This window comes from Micromonospora sp. NPDC004704, from assembly GCF_053601675.1.
This window is the reverse complement of the sequence record NZ_JBSGCD010000040.1, coordinates 20845-39130: the sequence shown is the minus strand read 5'-3', so window position 1 is coordinate 39130 and position 18286 is coordinate 20845. Positions and strand designations below refer to the sequence as shown.

Here is an 18286-nt window from a genome sequence, read left to right as displayed (position 1 = left end):
CGGGCTCGTCCGGGTATGCCCCACCCGTCATGAGCTGCGGGTAGGCATCCGTGTGCCGTACGTCCGACTCATGCTGGATCATGAGTCCTTGACCGAAGGGCACCTCGCGACCTAGCCTCGCGTTACAGGTGAGACTGCCCGACCATCGCAGGCTAAACGCACAACATAGATCGCGTAACAGTACGGCATCACTTTGGCCAGTTCAGGGGCCAGATAGCCCGTTACCGGACAGGCCGATCCGGTAACGGGATGACACGGTTCCCGGCCTTCGGCGGTGTACCAACACACCGCCGATGGAACCTATCCTCGGCCAGCCGCCTCGGTCGGGCGTCTCGACAGCCGTAGGGCGCGTCACCAGGAGGGCGACCCTCCGGCGCCGGGACGGTGAGGGGAGGCGGCCATGACCGGGCGGCGCAGGGACATCGGTACAAGTCGCTGTGAGGCGTCGGCATGACCGCGCTCGAGTGGGGGCTGCTCGCCGCGATCGCGGTGCTGACCGCCCTCGTACTCACCGCGTTGGTCCTGGGTGCGCGGGCGCTGCGCCGGATCGGCCTCACCGGGGCCGGACCGGCGGCGGACGACTCCGCCTTCGTCGCAGAGAAGGACCGCCAGGAGCAGTCGCTCGCGGCCCTGCGGTCCGCTGCCGACGAGGCGTACACGACGGTGGACACGGCGAAATCGGCGGCCGCTGCCGCTCGGGCCGAGGCAGCCGCCGCGAAGGCCGAGGCGAGCGCGGCACGGGCCGAGGCCCGGCGGGTGCTGGACGCGGCCCGGGTCGAGGCGGACACCGTGCTCGACCGGGCGCACCGGCAGGCCGAGGTCGACGCCGAGCAGGTACGAACCGCGGCCCGGCGCAGCGGTGAGCGGGAAATTGCCTCCCTCGCGGCCACCACCAGGGAACAGGCCGTCGAGGTCGAGCGGCGGGCCGCCAGGATGGACGAGCGGGAGCGGCTGCACACCGAGGAGGTCGAGCGGCTCACCGAGCGGGAACGCCGGCTGGCCACCGCCACTACCGAACTGGCCGAGCGGGAGGGCGCCCTGGGCCTCCGGGAGGCGGCCCTGGTCGAGGCCGAGGAGCAGCGCAAGCGGGAGCTGGAACGGGTCGCCGGCCTGACCGCCGACGCCGCCCGTGGCGAGCTGGTCGAGGCGATCGAGGGGCAGGCCAAGCGCGAGGCGGCGATCCTGGTCCGGGACATCGAGGCCGACGCGCGCAACACGGCCGACCAGCGGGCCCGGCACATCGTGGTGGACGCCATCCAGCGGGTCGCCAGCGAGCAGACCGCCGAGAGTGTGGTCAGCGTGCTGCACCTGCCCGGTGACGAGATGAAGGGCCGGATCATCGGCCGGGAGGGGCGCAACATCCGCGCCTTCGAATCGGTCACCGGCGTCAACCTGATCATCGACGACACCCCCGAGGCGGTGCTGCTCTCCTGCTTCGACCCGGTACGCCGGGAGATCGGCCGGCTCACCCTGGAGAAGCTGGTCCTCGACGGCCGGATCCACCCGCACCGGATCGAGGAGGTCTTCGAGACCGCCCGGCACGAGGTGGAGCGGCTCTGCCAGCGGGCCGCCGAGGACGCCCTGGTCGAGGTCGGCATCACCGAGATCCACCCCGAACTGGTCACCCTGCTCGGCCGGCTGCGCTACCGGACGTCGTACGGGCAGAACGTGCTCAAGCACCTGGTCGAGACCGCCCACATCGCCGGCATCATGGCGTCGGAACTGCGGTTGGACGCGCCGACGATCAAGCGGTGTGCCTTCCTGCACGACATCGGCAAGGCGCTCACCCACGAGGTGGAGGGCAGCCACGCGCTGATCGGCGCCGACCTGGCCCGCAAGTACGGTGAGTCCGACGACGTCGTGCACGCGATCGAGGCGCACCACAACGAGGTGCAGCCGCAGACCATCGAGGCGGTGTTGACCCAGGCGTCGGACGCCTGTTCCGGTGGTCGGCCGGGCGCGCGTCGGGAGAGCCTGGAGGCGTACGTCAAGCGGCTGGAGCGGATCGAGGAGATCGCCGGCGGCAAGTCCGGGGTGGAGAAGGTCTTCGCCATGCAGGCAGGCCGGGAGATCCGGGTGATGGTGAAGCCGGACGACGTCGACGACATCGGTGCCGCCGTGCTGGCCCGTGACGTGGCCAAGCAGATCGAGGAGGAGCTGACCTATCCGGGTCAGATCCGGGTCACCGTCGTACGCGAGTCCCGGGTCACCGAGATCGCCCGCTGAGGGACCGCCCGCCGACCGGCGGGGCCCGGTGCCGGCAGCGCCCCTGAACGGGCAGAGGTAGCCGTCCCGGACAGAACGAAACCCGGGCCAGCCGTGGGGCTGGACCCGGGTTCGGTCGTACGGATCGTTCGGTTCAGGCGGCGCCGCTCCCGTCGGCGCCGGCGCGGGCCGGCGTCATGACGTCGATCGGGGGCAGACCCTTCGTCTTGCGTCCCCTGGCGAGCCGGCGCTGGACGTACTCGGCGAGCTTGGAGAGCAGGTAGTTGAGCACGATGTAGATGGCACCGACCACGGCGTACACCTGGATCGGGTTCTCCAGGTTCCCGATCAGGAACGCGCTGACCCGGAGCACCTCCTCGTAGCCGATGATGAAGCCGAGCGAGGTGTCCTTGAGGACCACCACCAGTTGGCTGATCAGCGCCGGGAGCATGATGCGCAGCGCCTGCGGCAGCAGGATCATGCGGGTGATCTGGAACGAGCTGAGGCCGCAGGCCAGCGCCGCCTCGCGTTGGCCGCCGGGCAGCCCCTCCATCCCGGAGCGCAGGATCTCGCCGATCACCACGCTGTTGTAGATGGTCAGGCCGAGCACCAGGTACCAGAGCCGGTCGCCGAAGTCGATACCGAGGTCGGGCAGGGCGGTCGCCACGAAGAAGATGGTGATCACGACCGGGAGGCCCCGGAAGACCTCGACGCAGAACCGGGTGATCGCGTTGAGCAGCCAGCTCAGCACGCGCAGGGCCAGCGCGGCCGGGACGGGCAGACCGACGAAGCGGCGTTCCCGCAGCGCCTTGAGCTGGACCCGCAGTACGGCCAGCGCGATGCCGACGACCAGTGAGCCGACGACCGCCAGGCCGGCGGCGGTGAGGGTGGCGATGAAGCCGTCCCGCAGGCGGGCCCAGACCAGCGGGAAGACCTCGTTGTTCGGGTCGACCAGCGGTCCCCACTTCTCCATCTCGAACTGGCCGTTTTCCTCCAGCGGCCGGTAGACGAGGAAGTAGACGGCGGCGGCGATGCCGATGACGGCGATCACGCTGCCGATCAGGGTGATCCGCCGGGCGCGCGGGCCGGGGTTGTCGTAGAGCACCGATTGCTGCTGGTTCATGCCGAGTCCTCGCCGTGCGCCGCGTACCGCTCGATGTTTCGCTCGTTCATCGGGCTCCGACCGCCCGGCGTCGCTCGACCCGGTCCAGCAGGAGGCCGAGTGGCACGGTCAGCAGCAGGAAGCCGATGCAGATGCCGACGAAGACCGGGATGATCGGTTCGCCGCCCTGACTGGTCAGGTTCGTGCCGGAGCTGGAAAGGTCGCCGACCACGCCGAAGAAGCCGGCCAGCGCGGAATTCTTGATCATTGCGATGATGACGCTGCCCAGCGGCACGATCGCCGACTTCCATGCCTGCGGCAGGACCACCAGCCGCAGGTTCTGGGTGAAGGTCAGGCCGATCGCCCGGGCGGCCTCGGCCTGACCGGGGGAGACCGCGTTGATGCCGCTGCGGATGGCCTCGCAGACGAACGCGCCGGTGTAGAGGCTCAGCGCGATGATCGCGAACCGGAAGTACGGCAGGTCGTTGCCGAGCCGGCTGGAGATCGAGGTCAGCCCCGGTATCCGCAGGAAGTCCGCGTTCGACCCGAGCGCCGGCAGCGCGAAGGCGGCGAAGAACAGGACGATGGTCAGCGGACAGTTGCGGAACACCGTCACGTACGCCGTGCCGATCCACCGCAGCGGTGGCACCGGCGCGATCCGCATGACCGCCACGAGGGTGCCGATGAGCAGGGCACCGATCGCGGCGAACACACAGAGCTGGAAGGTGACCCAGAGTCCTCCGGCGAAGACGTCGAAGTTGTCGACGAGCACACTCACGGACACGCCTCTTTCATGGTCACCCTCCAGCTCCAGCGGTGAAACTCAGTACCGGTTGATGCTCGGGCCGGTCGGTACGGCCGAGTCGAACTTGCCCGCGGTCTCGGTCCACGCCTTGGCGTAGCGGCCGTCGGCGTAGATCTTCTCGAGGGTGTCGTTGATGAAGTCACGGAAGGCGGTGTCGCCCTTCTTGACCCCGATGCCGTACGGCTCGTCGGTGAACTTCTGACCGGCGAGCTTGAACTTGCCCTCGTTCTTGGCGATGAAGCCGGTGAGGATCACGTTGTCGGTGGTGACGGCGTCGACCTGACCGCCGGTCAGCGCGTCGACGCACTTCTGGTAGACGTCGAAGACCACCAGCTGGGCGACCTTGTCGGCCAGGTACTTCTCGATGTTCGCGGCCGGCGTCGAACCCGCGACCGAGCAGACCTTCTTGCCGCCGGCCTTGAACGAGTCCGGGCCGGTGATGCTGGAGTCGCCGGCCTTGACCATGATGTGCTGCCCGGCAACGTAGTACGGACCGGCGAAGTCGATCCGCTCCTTGCGCTTGTCGTTGATGGTGTACGTCGCCACCACGATGTCGGCCTTGCTCTGCTCGAGGACCTCCTCGCGGACGGCCGACGGGGTCTCGATGTACTCGATCTTGCTCTCCGGGATGCCGAGCTCGGTCGCGATGATCTTGCCGATCTCGACGTCGAAGCCGGCCGGCTTGTTGTCCAGGCCCTTGAGCCCGAAGCCGGGCTGGTCGAACTTGGTGCCGATGATGATCTTCTGAGCCTTGTTCAGCTTCTCCATCGTGCTGCCGGCGGCAAAGCTCTTGCTCTCGGGCGCCGTGCCGGCGTCGTCACTGGCGTCACCGCCGCACGCGGCAACACCCAGGGTCAGGGCCGCGACCGCGGCCAGCGTGGCCACTCGCGAGATACGCATGTACATCTCCTTCTTCGACGAACGGTCGCCCCCACCCGGGGCGCTCCACACTGGACGCCTAGTGCGTCAAGATCTTGGACAGGAAGTCCTTGGCCCGCTCGCTGCGGGGGTTCGCGAAGAACTCCTCCGGCGGAGCGTCCTCGACGAGCTGGCCGTCGGCCATGAAGATGACGCGGTTCGCGGCGTGCCGGGCGAAGCCCATCTCGTGCGTCACCACCACCATCGTCATGCCGTCGCGGGCCAGCGAGGTCATCACGTCCAGCACCTCGCCGACCATCTCCGGGTCCAGCGCGCTGGTCGGCTCGTCGAAGAGCATCGCCTTCGGCTGCATCGCCAGGGCGCGGGCGATCGCCACCCGCTGCTGCTGTCCGCCGGAGAGCTGGGCCGGGTACTTGTCGGCCTGGTTGGCGATGCCCACCCGGTCCAGCAGTGCCAGGGCGCGTTCCCGCGCGGCGGCCGGCTTCTCCTTGCGTACCTTGACCGGCCCGAGCGTGACGTTCTGCAGGATCGTCTTGTGCGCGAAGAGGTTGAACGACTGGAACACCATGCCGACCTCGCTGCGCAGGCGGGCCAGGGACTTGCCCTCGGCCGGCAACGGCTGCCCGTCGAAGACGATGGTGCCCGAGTTGATCGGCTCCAGGCGGTTGATCGCCCGGCAGAGCGTCGACTTGCCGGAGCCGGACGGCCCGATCACGACGACCACCTCACCGCGGTTGACGGAGAGGTTCACGTCGTGCAGCACATGGAGCGGGCCGAACCATTTGTTGACCCCGTCAAGCTTGATGAGCGGTTGGTCGGTCGCCGCGGTCATGCCCCCACCTGTCTGGTCTGTGGTCCTGTCGTGGACCCCAGTCTGCTTTGGTTAGGCAACTGTAGGGGACCTGACGTGCGGCGACGCAAACGATCTGGTCACGGGGCGGTAACGCGATCCGGACCATGAGGTGGCCGGGTCGACCCGTACGGTCCGCTTCGGACGACCGACGTACAGGGCTTGGCCTGCGCAAACCCTGTCGGAGGCGGGCAGGAACCGAGCCTGTCCGGCCGAGATGCTCGACCGCGTCGGTTTTGCGGACCGAGAGGACCACCGGGCACCCGCCCGGCTCCGGGTCGGACCATGACGGCCGCCGGGAGGTCGGATCGGCGACCTGGCACCGTCCCGTACGGTCCCTCCCACGCCCCCGATCGCGGCCGGTACGGGGACGCCGAGTGTCGGTAAACCTACTGCTGCGGCTGGAATACGCTAAGTGAGTGCGGCCGGAAATCGGGAGCGGTAGAGTGTCACCACTCGATTACACAAGGTGATGGGATAGGCGGATTTCGGCAGAAATGGTCACAGACCGGTAACTTAGCCCCGCTCGGCGTCGGCTGCCGGTCACCATCGTCAGTAGGGGCCGTTGCTGCGGCCGTGGCTGCGCACAGCGAGGAGGCGGCGTGACCGAGCTGTGGAACTGGAAGATCGACGACCGCATGACCGTCGCGGAGGTCTGCTCCGCGCTCACCGACGTACTCGGCCTGGCGGTGGTGCCGTTGAGCACGGCCGACCCGGCGCGGCTGCCGCACGACGCGGTGGTGTGCGACGTGTGGCCCAGGCCGGGGGAGTTTCCCACCTCCGTGGACTGCTACGGCATCCCGGACGGGCTGCCGGAGGTGGCCGTGATCGCGGCCTTCGCCCGACGACTCGGCCGGCCGTGCCTGCTCGCGGACGACACCCTCGACCCCGGCCGGCACCTGCTGGTCGGCTCGGACGGCACGATCCGGCCGGTGCACCTCGACGTCCGCGAGGACGACGACGGCGACATCCTGAGCAACCTTCGCCTGTGCAGCGCGCACAGTCCACGGTGCCGGGCCTGGTCGCAGTGCCACCAGTCGCAGTGGGGGCCGGACTCGGTTGTCCCGGCCCTCGCCGCCGCCTGACCCGCACGGCGGGCGCGGGCCTGCGGGATCACGGCGAGCCCGACCGGGCGGGAAGCGAGCCTGACGCCGGGCCGGGCCAAAGCCTGACCGTGGCGTGGGCCGCTTGGCCAGGCCCGCCGCGTACCGGTCGCCCGACGGGCCGGTGGCGGTCCACGAGGCGGACCGGGCCCGGCTGGTCGGGACGGGCCGCCGTCAGCCGGCGTTCGTGGCGGTCCGGGTGTCCGCCGCGCCGGCCTGGGCCGGGCTGCTGCCCCGGACCACGAGCTGGTCGAGCAGGGTCCGGGTGGCGTCCGCCACCGCGTCGACTGCGGCCTGGAACGCCGCCGCGTTGTGGGCCGCCGGTGCACGGAAGCCGGAGATTTTCCGTACGTACTGCAACGCCGCCGCCTCGATGTCGGCCACCGTGACCTCCTCGGCGTACGGCTCACGCAGGGTCTTGATGCTGCGGCACATGGTTCCTCCTGGTCCGGCCCGCCGGTCGGGGCTCCCTGCGCATACTCTGCCACCGAAGGGGCGTACGGCGGTGCCGGCCGTTCCCGCCGGGCGGCGCCGGCGCACCCACCCGACCTGGGCGGGACGAGGCAGACGGCTACGCTTGGTGGCCGTGGGAGAGGGGCGCGCGACAGTGTCGAAGAGCTACAAGGTCGTGACCTACGGCTGCCAGATGAACGTGCACGACTCGGAGCGGATCTCCGGCCTGCTGGAGCAGGCCGGTTACGTACGTGCCGCCGAGGTCGACGACCCGGACGTGGTGGTCTTCAACACCTGTGCCGTACGCGAGAACGCCGACAACCGGCTCTACGGCAACCTCGGTCACCTCCGCCCGGTCAAGGACAAACACCCCGGCATGCAGATCGCGGTCGGCGGCTGCCTGGCGCAGAAGGACCGCAGCGAGATCGTCCGGAAGGCGCCCTGGGTCGACGTCGTGTTCGGCACCCACAACATCGGCTCGCTGCCGGTGCTGCTCGAACGGGCCCGGCACAACTCCAGCGCCGAGGTGGAGATCCTCGAATCCCTCGACGTCTTCCCGTCGACCCTGCCCACCCGGCGCGAGTCGACCTACGCCGGCTGGGTGTCGATCTCGGTCGGCTGCAACAACACCTGCACCTTCTGCATCGTGCCCTCGCTGCGCGGCAAGGAGAAGGACCGGCGCCCCGGCGACGTACTCGCCGAGGTACGCGCCCTGGTCGCCGAGGGCGTACTGGAGGTGACGCTACTCGGGCAGAACGTCAACTCGTACGGGGTGGAGTTCGGTGACCGGCTCGCCTTCGGCAAGCTGCTGCGCGCCACCGGTGAGATCGACGGGCTGGAGCGGGTCCGGTTCACCAGCCCGCACCCGAAGGACTTCACCGACGACGTGATCGCGGCGATGGCGGAGACACCGAACGTCTGCCACTCCCTGCACATGCCGTTGCAGTCCGGCTCCGACGACGTACTCAAGGCGATGCGGCGCTCGTACCGGTCGGACCGCTACCTGGGGATCATCGAGAAGGTCCGGGCGGCCATGCCGGACGCGGCGATCACCACCGACATCATCGTGGGTTTCCCCGGCGAGACCGAGGCCGACTTCGAACGGACCCTCGACGTGGTCCGCGAGGCCCGGTTCTCCTCCGCCTTCACGTTCCAGTACTCGAAGCGTCCCGGTACCCCGGCCGCGACCATGGACGGCCAGTTGCCGAAGCAGGTCGTGCAGGAGCGGTACGAGCGGTTGATCGCCGCGGTCGAGGAGATCACCTGGGCGGAGAACAAGAAGCTGGTCGGCGAACCGGTCGAACTGCTGGTCGCGGTCGGCGAGGGGCGCAAGGACGAGCGGACCGGGCGGATGTCCGGCCGGGCCCGCGACGGCCGGCTGGTGCACTTCGACGGTGGTCCCGACGCCGGATCGATCCGACCCGGCGACGTCGTGCACACCGTGGTGACCTACGCGGCGCCGCACCACCTCAACGCCGACGGGGCGCCGCTTCACCACCGTCGGACGCGGGCCGGTGACGCGTACGAGGCGGGTCGGGTTCCGCGTACGTCGGCGGTGTCGCTCGGCCTGCCCACCATCGGCGTACCGCCGCTCGCCGCCACCCCGGCCGTGAGCGCCTGCGAGCGCTGACCCCCCGGGTCTTCGAAGCGTCAGGAAGGGCCCCTCGCACGTCGGATTTCGATGTACGAGGGGCCCTTCGTCACGCGGTCAGAGGCCGATCCGGCCGGTGCCGGCGCCCGAGGTGACGATGGACTTGACGCTGCTGGCGGTGTCGAGCTGGTAGGAGTACGGGATGCTGGCGACACTGCCGCCGGTCTGGCCGGAGCCGGAGTTCACGAAGTGGTTGTTCCGGGCGACCAGGGTGCCGGGACCGGAGTCGCCCTCACCGAGGTGGTACGGATCGTCGGTGTTCTCGAAGTAGTTGCCCTCGACGAGTACGCCGGCACCCTCGGTGGAGGCGACACCGTAGCCGCCGATGTTGTTGTAGTAGTTGTTGTAGACGTGCACCGGGTTGCCGAACCGGACGCGGGGGTGTCGCTGGTTCGAGCCGTCGAACCAGTTGTGGTGGTAGCTGACCCGCAGGTGGCCGACGTCCTGGCTGGCGTTGTCGTCGCTGTGGCCGAGCAGCATCGACTTGTCGTGGCCGTAGACGCGGTTCCAGGAGACGGTGACGAAGTCGGAGCCGCGTTTGACGTCGACGGCGCCGTCGTAGCCGTCGGTGAAGCTGTTGTGGTCGATCCAGATGTTGGTGGCCGACTCCTGGACGTTGATGGCGTCGTCGTCCCAGCCGCGGAAGTTGAGGTTGCGGATGATGACGTTGCGGTCGCCGTTGATGTTGAAGCCGCAGCCGGAGATGGTGGCGCCGGAGCCGATGCCGAGGATGGTCTTGTTCGACCGGACCCGGAGCATCCCGGAGCAGGAGATGGTGCCGGAGACCCGGATGACCGAGGCGCTGGTGGAGCCGAGAGCGCTGGTCAGAGCACCCGAGTCGGAGACGGTGACCGGCGAGGCGCTGCCACCGCCGGAGGTGCCACCGTTCTGGGTGGCCCAACCGACCAGCCCGGTCTGCGGCGGCAGGGTCGGGCCGGTCGTCGGCGGCGGCGTGGTCGGCCGGGGCGTGGTCGGGTTCGGCCCCGGAGTGGTCGGATTCGTGCCGGGGGTGGTCGGCCCGACGCTGCCGGTGCAGGCCACGTTGTTGAGGGTGAAGCCGGTCGGCGCCGGGTTGCTGGAGTTGTTCCAGGTGCCGTTGAGGCCGAACGACGCGCTGGCGTTGGTGGCGAGGTTGGCGTTGTAACCGACGTTGGCCGCGCTGACCTGGGCGCCGCTCTGGGTGACGGTGGCGTTCCAGGCCTGTGTCACCTGCTGCCCGGCCGTGTACGACCAGCGCAGGGTCCAACCGGCGAGCGGGTCACCGAGGTTGGTGACGGTGACGTTGCCGCTGAAGCCGCCGGGCCACTGGCCACCGACCGAGTAGCTGACCTGGCAGCCGGCGGCGGCGTGGGCGTTGACGGCGGTGACGATTCCGGTCGCGGCGAGGGTCAGGGTGGCCGCGGCGGCAGTGCTGAACAGCGCCATCCGGCGCCGTCGTGCGAGCATGGTGGCTCTCCTTGGTGACTGGCGGGAAAGCGGCGCCGGGCGGCGGATCAGCTCCGGTGGCCGTGCCCAAGGCAGTGCCGGTGATCCGCCGGATCGACGTCGTCCGGCTTACCCGCCGTACGGATCGAACCGGGGTCGAAGCATTGGCTCCCGCGCTCGCATGCCCGAGGCAAGCGCTTTCCTGATGCAACCATGGATTTGAATCGATGTAAAGCCTCACCTCGGACCAGACAGACGAAAGGGCCCCCTCGCCACCGATCGACGGTGGGAGGAGGCCCCTGGGCTGCCCGGCATCACCGGGCGGTGTTAGATCTGGTCAGCTCGCCTGCTCCGCGAGCTGGAGGAACTGACGCTTGGCGGCGAGCGCCGACTCGGCCTCCCGGATCCGCTTGGCGTCCCCGGCCGCCTGGGCCCGGGCCAGCCGCTGCTCGGCCTCGGCCACCTGGTCGCGCATCTGCACCAGCAACGGGTTGGCCGACGGCTCGGTACGCCGCCACGCCGAGTCCATCGCCTGCCGTACCTTCTCGTCCACGACCCGCAGCCGGCGGTCCAGCCCGGCGGCCGCCTCGCGCGGCACCCGGCCGGCGTCGTGCCACGCCCCCTGGATCTCCCGCAGCTTGGCCTGCGCGGCCCTCGGGTCGGTGTCCACGTCCAGCGCCTCGGCCTCGGCCAGCAGGGCCTGCTTGCGCTCCAGGTTTCCGCGCTGCTCGTTGTCCCGCGCGGAGAAGACCTCGCTCCGCCGGGAGAAGAACGCGTCCTGAGCGGCCCGGAACCGGTCCCAGAGCTTCTGCTCGGCCTCCTTCGAGGCGCGCGGAGCCGCCTTCCACTCCGTCATCAGGTCCTTGAGCCGGTTCGCGGTCGCCGCCCAGTCGGTCGACTCGGCCAGCGACTCGGCCTCGGTGACCAGCTCCTCCTTCGCGCCCTGGGCCTGCTTGCGCTGGGCGTCCAGGGTGGCGAAGTGGGCGCCCCGGCGGCGGGTGAACCCGTCGCGCGCGGCGGCGAACCGCTTCCACAGCTCACCGTCGGTCTTCTTGTCGACCCCACGAATGGTCTTCCACTCGTCCAGGATCTCCTTGAGCCGGTCACCGGCGGTCTTCCAGCCGGTCGACTCGGCGGCCAGCTTCTCCGCCTCCTCGACCAGGGCCGTCTTGCGCGCCAGCGCCTCGGTCCGGGCCGTCTCGCGGGCCGCTCGGGCCTCGCCCGCCTTCTCGTCGGCAACACCCGCCAACTTGTCCAGCCGGGCGCCGAGGGCGTCGATGTCGCCCACCACGTGCGCCTCGGCCAGCGAGCCACGCAGTCGCCGTACGCTCGCCAGTGAGTGCGCCGCGTCGGCGGCGCCGGAGTTGAGCCGCGCCTCGATCAGGTCCACCTCGGTCACCAGGTCGGCGAAGCGGCGGGCGAAGTGCGCCAGCCCCTCCTCCGGTGCCCCGGCCTGCCAGGAACCGACCACCCGCTCGCCCTCGGCCGTCTTGACGTAGACCGTGCCGTCCGCGTCCACCCGTCCGAAGGCCGTCCAGTCGCTCATGTGCCCATCCTCGTTCTCCCGGCGCCACCGAAGAGAGGGGTCCCCCGGGGTCGCCGCCACGGCGCAGTCATATTGCAGCGAAGTTTCTCCCCGGCATTGTCACAGGTCCAACCGGGTCCGCGTCGAGCGCCTGTGGTCGACCGTGACCATACGGTGTCCTTGACCATGGCCGATCGGTGTGCAAGCGGGTGTAAGGTCCGAACCCGGCTACGGTGGTGGCGTGTCTCTGATCGCCGCCGCAGTCTGCCCGCACCCGCCGATGATCGTGCCCGAGATCGCCGGCTCGGCCGCGGCCGAACTCGATGACCTACGGTACGCCGCAGACGCCGCGATCACACGACTACTTTCCGTCGCTCCCGACGTGCTGGTGGTCCTCGGCGCCGGCGACCGGACGGAGACCTTCCCCGCCCCGTACGCCGGCAGCTTCGCGCCCTGGGGAGTGGACACCGGATTCGCCATCGGTGACGGCGCCCATCGACCGCTCGGGCCGCTGAGCCTGCTGGTCGGCGGCTGGCTGCTCAGCCGGCACGACGTCACCGGCACGGACCTCCGGCTGGACACCGTCGACGCCACGGCCACCGCCGGGGACTGCGTCAAGCTCGGTACGGAACTGGCCGACCACCGGCCCCGGGTCGCGCTGCTCGTCCTCGGGGACGGGTCGGCCTGCCGGGGGGAGAAGTCACCCGGCTACGACGACCCGCGCGCGGTCGCGTACGACGATCGGGTTGCCGAGGCCCTGGCCCGCGCGGACGCCGACGCCCTGCTCGGCCTGGACCCGGTGCTGTCGACCGAGTTGCGGGTGGCCGGACGGGCACCCTGGCAGGTGCTCGCCGGTGCCGCCGGTGGCGGCTGGGACGGTGAGCTGACCTACCACGCGGCCCCGTACGGCGTCGGCTACCTCGTCGCCACCTGGACCCGGCCCGCCAGCGAGCAGGCCGACGGCGAGCAGGTCGACGGGGAGCGGGAGGGGCGGCGATGAGCCTCGTGGTCGCGATCGTCGGGCCGACCGCGGCCGGCAAGTCGGCGCTGAGCATCGGTCTGGCCGGGGCACTCGGCGGCGAGGTGGTCAACGCCGACTCGATGCAGCTCTACCGAGGCATGGACATCGGCACCGCCAAGCTCACCCCGGCCGAGCGGGCCGGCGTCCCACACCACCTCCTGGACGTCTGGGACGTCACCGAGCCCGCGAGCGTCGCCGAGTACCAGCGGCTGGCCCGTGCGGCGATCGACGACATCCTGGCCCGGGGCCGGGTGCCGCTGCTGGTCGGCGGCTCCGGTCTCTACGTCCGGGCGGTGCTGGAGGAGTTCGAGTTTCCCGGCACCGACCCCGCCCTGCGGGCCAGGCTGGAGGCGGAGCTGGCCGAGATCGGGCCGGCGCCGCTGTACGCCCGGCTCCGGGCGGTCGACCCCGAAGCGGCGGAGAGCATCCTGCCCGGCAACGGGCGGCGGATCGTCCGTGCCCTGGAGGTCATCGAACTGACCGGCGGCCCGTTCACCGCCGCCCTACCGGACCCGAAGCCCTGGTACCCGTCAGTGCAGGTCGGCGTCGACCGGGACACCGCGGTCCTGGACGAGCGGATCGCCCTCCGGGTCGACCTGATGTGGGCGGCCGGACTGGTCGACGAGGTACGCGAACTCGCCGGCCGGGGCCTGCGCGAGGGCCGGACCGCCGGCCGGGCGCTCGGCTACCAGCAGGTGCTGCGCCAGCTCGACGGGGAGCTGACCGAGGAACAGGCACGCGCCGAGACGATCCACGCGACCCGGCGGTTCGTCCGTCGACAGCGCAAGTGGTTCCGTCGGGACCCGCGGATCGGCTGGCTCGACGCGGGCCGGTCGGACCTGGTCGAGGCCGGGGTGAAGGCCGTCGGGGCGGCTCGGGAGCAGGCTCGGGGATGAACCCGCGGATGATCGGGAATGATGGGCTGGTGCACTTCACCAAGGGACATGGCACCGGCAACGACTTCGTCATCCTCGCCGACCCGGACGGCGAACTTCCGCTCACCCCGACGCTGGTCGCCGCGCTCTGCGACCGTCGGCGCGGGATCGGCGCGGACGGCGTACTGCGGGTGATCCGGGCGGCCAAGCATCCGGCCGGCGCCGCGTACGCGGGTGACGCCGAATGGTTCATGGACTACTGGAACAGCGACGGGTCGCTGGCCGAGATGTGCGGCAACGGGGTTCGGGTCTTCACCCGCTACCTGCTCGACAACGGCCTCGCCGAGCCGGCCGACGGCGGGCTGCCGATCGCCACCCGCTCCGGAGTGGTCCGGGCCGTGGTCGGACCGGCCACCGTCGGGCGCGGTGTGGTCGCGGACCGGGAGATCTCCGTCGACCTCGGCGCCCCCCGGCTGTACGGCGACAGCACGGCGACCACCGCCCTCGCCCCCCGGCCCGACTCCGACGGGCTGGACGGACCCGAGCGGGTGACCTTGTCCGGTGCGGCGGTGGACTGCGGCAACCCGCACCTGGTCTGCGTACTGCCGGCCGGGCTGGAGCTGTCCGCGTTGGACCTGACCCGGGCACCCGGATTCGATGCGGAGTTCTTCCCGACCGGGGTCAACGTCGAGTACGTCACCCCGGCCGAGCCGGTGGCCGGCACCGACCTGCACGTACTCATGCGGGTCTACGAGCGGGGTTCGGCGGAGACCCTGTCCTGCGGCTCCGGTGCGGTGGCGGTGGCGGCGGTGGCCCTGCGCGACGCCGGCCTGAGTGAGGGTGTGGTCGCGGTGGACGTACCCGGCGGCCGCCTCACCATCACCGTCGACCCCGAAAGCGCCTGGCTCTCCGGCCCCGCCCTCCTGATAGCCGAAGGCACCCTGAACCCCTCCACCCTCTCCTGACCCCTCCCGCCCCACACTCACTCCCCGTCCGTCCCCGTCCCTCCGCCCGTCGATCTTGCAGTTGTGGCGCCCGAATGAGGTCTTTCGTTCGGATTTGTGAACCACCACAAGTGCAAGATCGACGCGGGCGGGAGGGGTGGGGGCGGGGGGGGTGGGGGCGGGGGGCGGGCGGAAGGGGTGGGCGGGTTAGTTGGTGTTGTTGGCTAGGGGGGCGGTGGGGGCGGCGGCGGTGGCGGCGATCTCGGGGAGGTCGGCGGGGCCGGGGTCGGCGGCCGGGGCGGGAGCGGGGTTCTGGGCGGCGGCGCGTACGGCGGCGGCGACGGCGGTGGCCACCCGGGAGTCGAAGACGCTGGGCACGATCACCGTCGGGTTGATCTTGTCCTCGCCGACCACATCGGCGATCGCCTGAGCCGCCGCGAGCGCCATCTCCTCGGTGAACTCCTCGGCGTGCGCGTCGAGCATGCCCCGGAAAACACCGGGGAAGGCGAGCACGTTGTTGATCTGGTTCGGCTGGTCGGACCGGCCGGTGGCGACCACGGCCGCGTACTTGCGGGCCTCTCGCGGGTCGACCTCGGGGTCCGGGTTGGCCAGCGCGAACACGATCGAGTCCTTCGCCATGCCGGCGATGTCGTCGCCGGTGAGTAGGTTCGGCGCGCTCACCCCGATGAACACGTCGGCGCCCCGGATCGCTCCGGGCAGGTCGCCGCTGTAGTTCTCCTTGTTGGTGTTCTCGGCCAGCCACTGCCAGGCCGGGTTGCCGTCGGCCAGCCCACGGTGCAGGGCACCGGCCCGGTCGTACGCGATGATGTCGCCGACGCCCTGGCGCAGCAGCAGCTTCATGATCGCCGTACCGGCGGCGCCGGCTCCGGAGACGACCACCTTGACGTCGGCGAGGCGCTTGCCCACCACCCGCAGGGCGTTGGTCAGCGCGGCGAGCACGACGATCGCGGTCCCGTGCTGGTCGTCGTGGAAGACCGGGATGTCGAGCAGGTCGCGCAGCTTGGCCTCGACCTCGAAGCAACGCGGGGCGGCGATGTCCTCCAGGTTGATCCCGCCGTACGCGGGGGCGATCGCCCGCACGATCGATACGATCTCGTCCACGTCCTGGGTGTCCAGCACCACCGGCCAGGCGTCCACCCCGCCGAAGCGCTTGAACAGCGCCGCCTTGCCCTCCATCACCGGCAGCGACGCGGCCGGTCCGAGGTTGCCCAGCCCGAGTACGGCCGACCCGTCGGTGACCACGGCGACGGTGTTGCGCTTGATGGTGAGCCGACGGGCGTCGGCCGGGTTCTCCGCGATCGCGAGGCAGACCCGGGCCACCCCCGGGGTGTACGCCCGGGAAAGCTCGTCGCGGTTGCGCAGCGCGACCTTCGGGGTGACCTCGATCTTGCCCCCGAGGTGCAGCAGGAACGTACGGTCGGACACCTTGCGGACGTCCACGCCGTCGAGGGCGGTCAGCGACTTCACCACCTGGTCGGCGTGGTTGGAGTCGGCGGTGTCGCAGGTGAGGTCGACGATCACCGTGGTCGGGTCGGAATCGACCACGTCCAGGGCGGTGACGATCGCGCCGGCTTCGCCGACGCAGGTGGTGAGCCGGCCGATGGCCGAGGCGTCAGCGGTGACGCCGATCCGGATCGTGATCGAGAATCCGGCGCTCGGCAGGCGGGTGGTGGTCACGGGGTCCCTCCGTCGTTGGTGGGCACGGCCGGCCGGCCGTCGCTTCGCATTCTTACCCGCGTCGTACGGGCCGCTTCCGGCGCATCCCCCATGAGTGCCGTAAACGACCCTCATCAGCCCGCAAACGCCCCTTTTCAGCGGGTTACCCGCTGGTTGTACCTGACGGGCCGATCAGTCGGGGTGACGGATTATGGCGGTGCGATCGGTGGCGGAGCGTGTCACGATTGACGCCAGGGATCAAACGGACAGGAGACCCGCTTGCGAAATCAGGAAAGCTTCGCTCCGCTGACCGACCAGGACCTCGACGCCCTGCTCGGCGAGGAGGTCACCACCGGTGAGATGGAGCGGGAGGACCGCCAGGCGCTGCGCCGGGTCGCCGGACTCTCCACCGAGCTCACCGACGTCACCGAGGTCGAGTACCGGCAACTCCGGTTGGAGCGGGTGGTCCTGGTCGGGGTCTGGACCGAGGGCACCATGACCGACGCGGAGAACTCGCTCACCGAGTTGGCCGCGCTCGCCGAGACCGCCGGTTCCGAGGTGCTCGAGGGGCTGATCCAGCGGCGTACCCGGCCCGACCCGGCGACGTACATCGGTCGGGGCAAGGTCGAGGATCTCGCCGCCGAGGTGCTCGCCTCCGGTGCGGACACGGTGATCTGCGACGGGGAGCTCTCCCCGTCCCAGTTGCGCAACCTGGAGCAGCGCACCAAGGTCAAGGTCGTCGACCGGACCGCGCTGATCCTGGACATCTTCGCCCAGCACGCCAAGAGCAAGGAGGGCAAGGCGCAGGTCGAACTGGCCCAGCTCGAATACCTGCTGCCCCGGCTGCGCGGTTGGGGTGAGAGCCTGTCCCGGCAGGCCGGCGGCAGCGGTCGCGGCGGTGGCGCGGGCGGTGGTGTCGGCACCCGTGGTCCGGGTGAGACCAAGCTGGAGACCGATCGGCGCCGGATCCGCCACCGCATCTCCCGCCTGCGGCGGGAAATCAAGAACATGCGCACCGTACGGCAGACCAAGCGCGCCCGCCGTAGTCGCAACGCCGTCCCGGCGATCGCCATCGCGGGCTACACCAACGCCGGCAAGTCCAGCATCCTGAACCGGCTGACCGGGGCGGGAGTCCTGGTCGAGGACGCCCTCTTCGCCACCCTGGACCCGACCACCCGCCGTACGGAAGCCGCCGACGGGCGGGTCTACACCCTCTCCGACACGGTCGGTTTCGTCCGGCACCTGCCGCACCAGATCGTCGAGGCGTTCCGTTCGACGCTCGAGGAGGTGGCCGACGCCGACCTGGTCGTACACGTGGTGGACGGGGCGCACCCCGATCCCGAGGAGCAGGTACGGGCGGTCCGTGAGGTGCTCGCCGAGGTGGGCGCCGACAAGCTGCCCGAGCTGCTGGTGGTGAACAAGACCGACGCCGCCGACGAGGAGATGCTGCTCCGGCTCAAGCGTGAGTGGCCGGACGCCGTTTTCGTCTCCGCGCGGGCCGGGCGGGGCATCGACGAGCTTCGGGCGACGATCGAGGCCCGGCTGCCGAGGCCGGCGGTGGAGCTGCGGGCGGTGCTGCCGTACGCCCGGGGAGACCTGGTCGCCCGGATCCATCGGCGTGGCGAGGTACTCGGGACCACACACCTCGCCGAGGGGACCCTGCTGCACGTCCGGGTCGACGAGGCATTAGCGGCCGAATTGACCCCATATCGGACCTCCGGGGAGTAGTTTGAAACTGCCCGAACGGCAGCTTCGGGCCGAACGATCACGG

Annotated in this window: 15 protein-coding genes and 1 tRNA gene; 7 read left to right on the top strand and 9 right to left on the bottom strand. The window is 70.5% G+C overall.

The window, feature by feature from the left end:
• The first annotated feature begins 450 nt into the window (after window positions 1–450).
• The gene (rny, locus tag ACWEFB_RS33135; protein ID WP_326560250.1) at window positions 451–2226 is read left to right on the top strand and encodes a ribonuclease Y; all 1776 of its coding nucleotides are present in this window, start codon (window positions 451–453) and stop codon (window positions 2224–2226) included.
• A 133-nt stretch (window positions 2227–2359) separates the two neighbouring features.
• Here the strand turns inward: rny and ACWEFB_RS33130 are convergent, their stop codons facing one another.
• The 5 genes from ACWEFB_RS33130 to ACWEFB_RS33110 all read right to left on the bottom strand — a co-directional run bounded on the left by ACWEFB_RS33130 (window position 2360) and on the right by ACWEFB_RS33110 (window position 6116).
• On the bottom strand, window positions 2360–3328 hold the full coding sequence (locus ACWEFB_RS33130) for an amino acid ABC transporter permease (RefSeq protein ID WP_452291794.1): 969 nt from the start codon (window positions 3326–3328) through the stop codon (window positions 2360–2362).
• Window positions 3329–3374: 46 nt separating this feature from the next.
• Window positions 3375–4085, bottom strand: a complete 711-nt coding sequence (locus ACWEFB_RS33125; protein WP_452291792.1) for an amino acid ABC transporter permease — start codon at window positions 4083–4085, stop codon at window positions 3375–3377.
• Between the two features lie 45 nt (window positions 4086–4130).
• On the bottom strand, window positions 4131–5012 hold the full coding sequence (locus tag ACWEFB_RS33120) for a glutamate ABC transporter substrate-binding protein (RefSeq protein ID WP_452291790.1): 882 nt from the start codon (window positions 5010–5012) through the stop codon (window positions 4131–4133).
• 58 nt (window positions 5013–5070) lie between these two features.
• A complete protein-coding gene (locus ACWEFB_RS33115; RefSeq protein WP_452291788.1) occupies window positions 5071–5823 on the bottom strand; it encodes an amino acid ABC transporter ATP-binding protein in 753 nt (250 codons plus the stop codon).
• Window positions 5824–6023: 200 nt separating this feature from the next.
• A tRNA-OTHER gene (locus tag ACWEFB_RS33110) sits at window positions 6024–6116 on the bottom strand.
• 327 nt (window positions 6117–6443) lie between these two features.
• Between ACWEFB_RS33110 and ACWEFB_RS33105 the strand changes: the two genes are divergently transcribed.
• Complete coding sequence (locus ACWEFB_RS33105; protein WP_452291786.1) at window positions 6444–6926, top strand: hypothetical protein; 483 nt, start codon at window positions 6444–6446, stop codon at window positions 6924–6926.
• Window positions 6927–7118: 192 nt separating this feature from the next.
• Here the strand turns inward: ACWEFB_RS33105 and ACWEFB_RS33100 are convergent, their stop codons facing one another.
• Window positions 7119–7379 (bottom strand): DUF2277 family protein, encoded by a 261-nt coding sequence (locus ACWEFB_RS33100; protein ID WP_326560244.1) that lies wholly within the window; start codon window positions 7377–7379, stop codon window positions 7119–7121.
• A 151-nt stretch (window positions 7380–7530) separates the two neighbouring features.
• On the opposite strand from ACWEFB_RS33100, the gene miaB reads away from it, so the two are divergent.
• Entirely contained in the window at window positions 7531–9027 is a 1497-nt protein-coding gene (gene miaB, locus ACWEFB_RS33095; RefSeq protein ID WP_452291784.1) for a tRNA (N6-isopentenyl adenosine(37)-C2)-methylthiotransferase MiaB, read from the top strand.
• Window positions 9028–9105: 78 nt separating this feature from the next.
• Here the strand turns inward: miaB and ACWEFB_RS33090 are convergent, their stop codons facing one another.
• Both ACWEFB_RS33090 and ACWEFB_RS33085 read right to left on the bottom strand, forming a co-directional pair.
• Entirely contained in the window at window positions 9106–10494 is a 1389-nt protein-coding gene (locus tag ACWEFB_RS33090) for a pectate lyase family protein (RefSeq protein WP_452291782.1), read from the bottom strand.
• Window positions 10495–10810: 316 nt separating this feature from the next.
• Window positions 10811–12019, bottom strand: coding sequence for a DUF349 domain-containing protein (locus tag ACWEFB_RS33085; protein WP_326560241.1), 1209 nt, complete (start codon window positions 12017–12019; stop codon window positions 10811–10813).
• 259 nt (window positions 12020–12278) lie between these two features.
• Between ACWEFB_RS33085 and ACWEFB_RS33080 the strand changes: the two genes are divergently transcribed.
• Genes ACWEFB_RS33080 through dapF form a run of 3 tightly spaced genes read left to right on the top strand, consistent with a single transcriptional unit; the run spans window position 12279 to window position 14859 of the window.
• Window positions 12279–12998: a hypothetical protein gene (locus ACWEFB_RS33080; RefSeq protein WP_452291827.1), complete on the top strand. Its 720-nt coding sequence runs from the start codon at window positions 12279–12281 to the stop codon at window positions 12996–12998.
• On the top strand, window positions 12995–13915 hold the full coding sequence (gene miaA, locus ACWEFB_RS33075; protein WP_452291779.1) for a tRNA (adenosine(37)-N6)-dimethylallyltransferase MiaA: 921 nt from the start codon (window positions 12995–12997) through the stop codon (window positions 13913–13915). Before ACWEFB_RS33080 ends, miaA begins: the two co-directional genes overlap by 4 nt.
• Window positions 13916–13944: 29 nt before the next feature.
• Window positions 13945–14859: a diaminopimelate epimerase gene (gene dapF / locus ACWEFB_RS33070; RefSeq protein WP_452291825.1), complete on the top strand. Its 915-nt coding sequence runs from the start codon at window positions 13945–13947 to the stop codon at window positions 14857–14859.
• 186 nt (window positions 14860–15045) lie between these two features.
• On the opposite strand, the gene ACWEFB_RS33065 is transcribed toward dapF, so the two are convergent.
• Window positions 15046–16536, bottom strand: a complete 1491-nt coding sequence (locus ACWEFB_RS33065) for a malic enzyme-like NAD(P)-binding protein (RefSeq protein ID WP_452291777.1) — start codon at window positions 16534–16536, stop codon at window positions 15046–15048.
• A 258-nt stretch (window positions 16537–16794) separates the two neighbouring features.
• On the opposite strand from ACWEFB_RS33065, the gene hflX reads away from it, so the two are divergent.
• Entirely contained in the window at window positions 16795–18243 is a 1449-nt protein-coding gene (gene hflX / locus ACWEFB_RS33060) for a GTPase HflX (RefSeq protein ID WP_452291775.1), read from the top strand.
• Window positions 18244–18286: the final 43 nt, after the last annotated feature.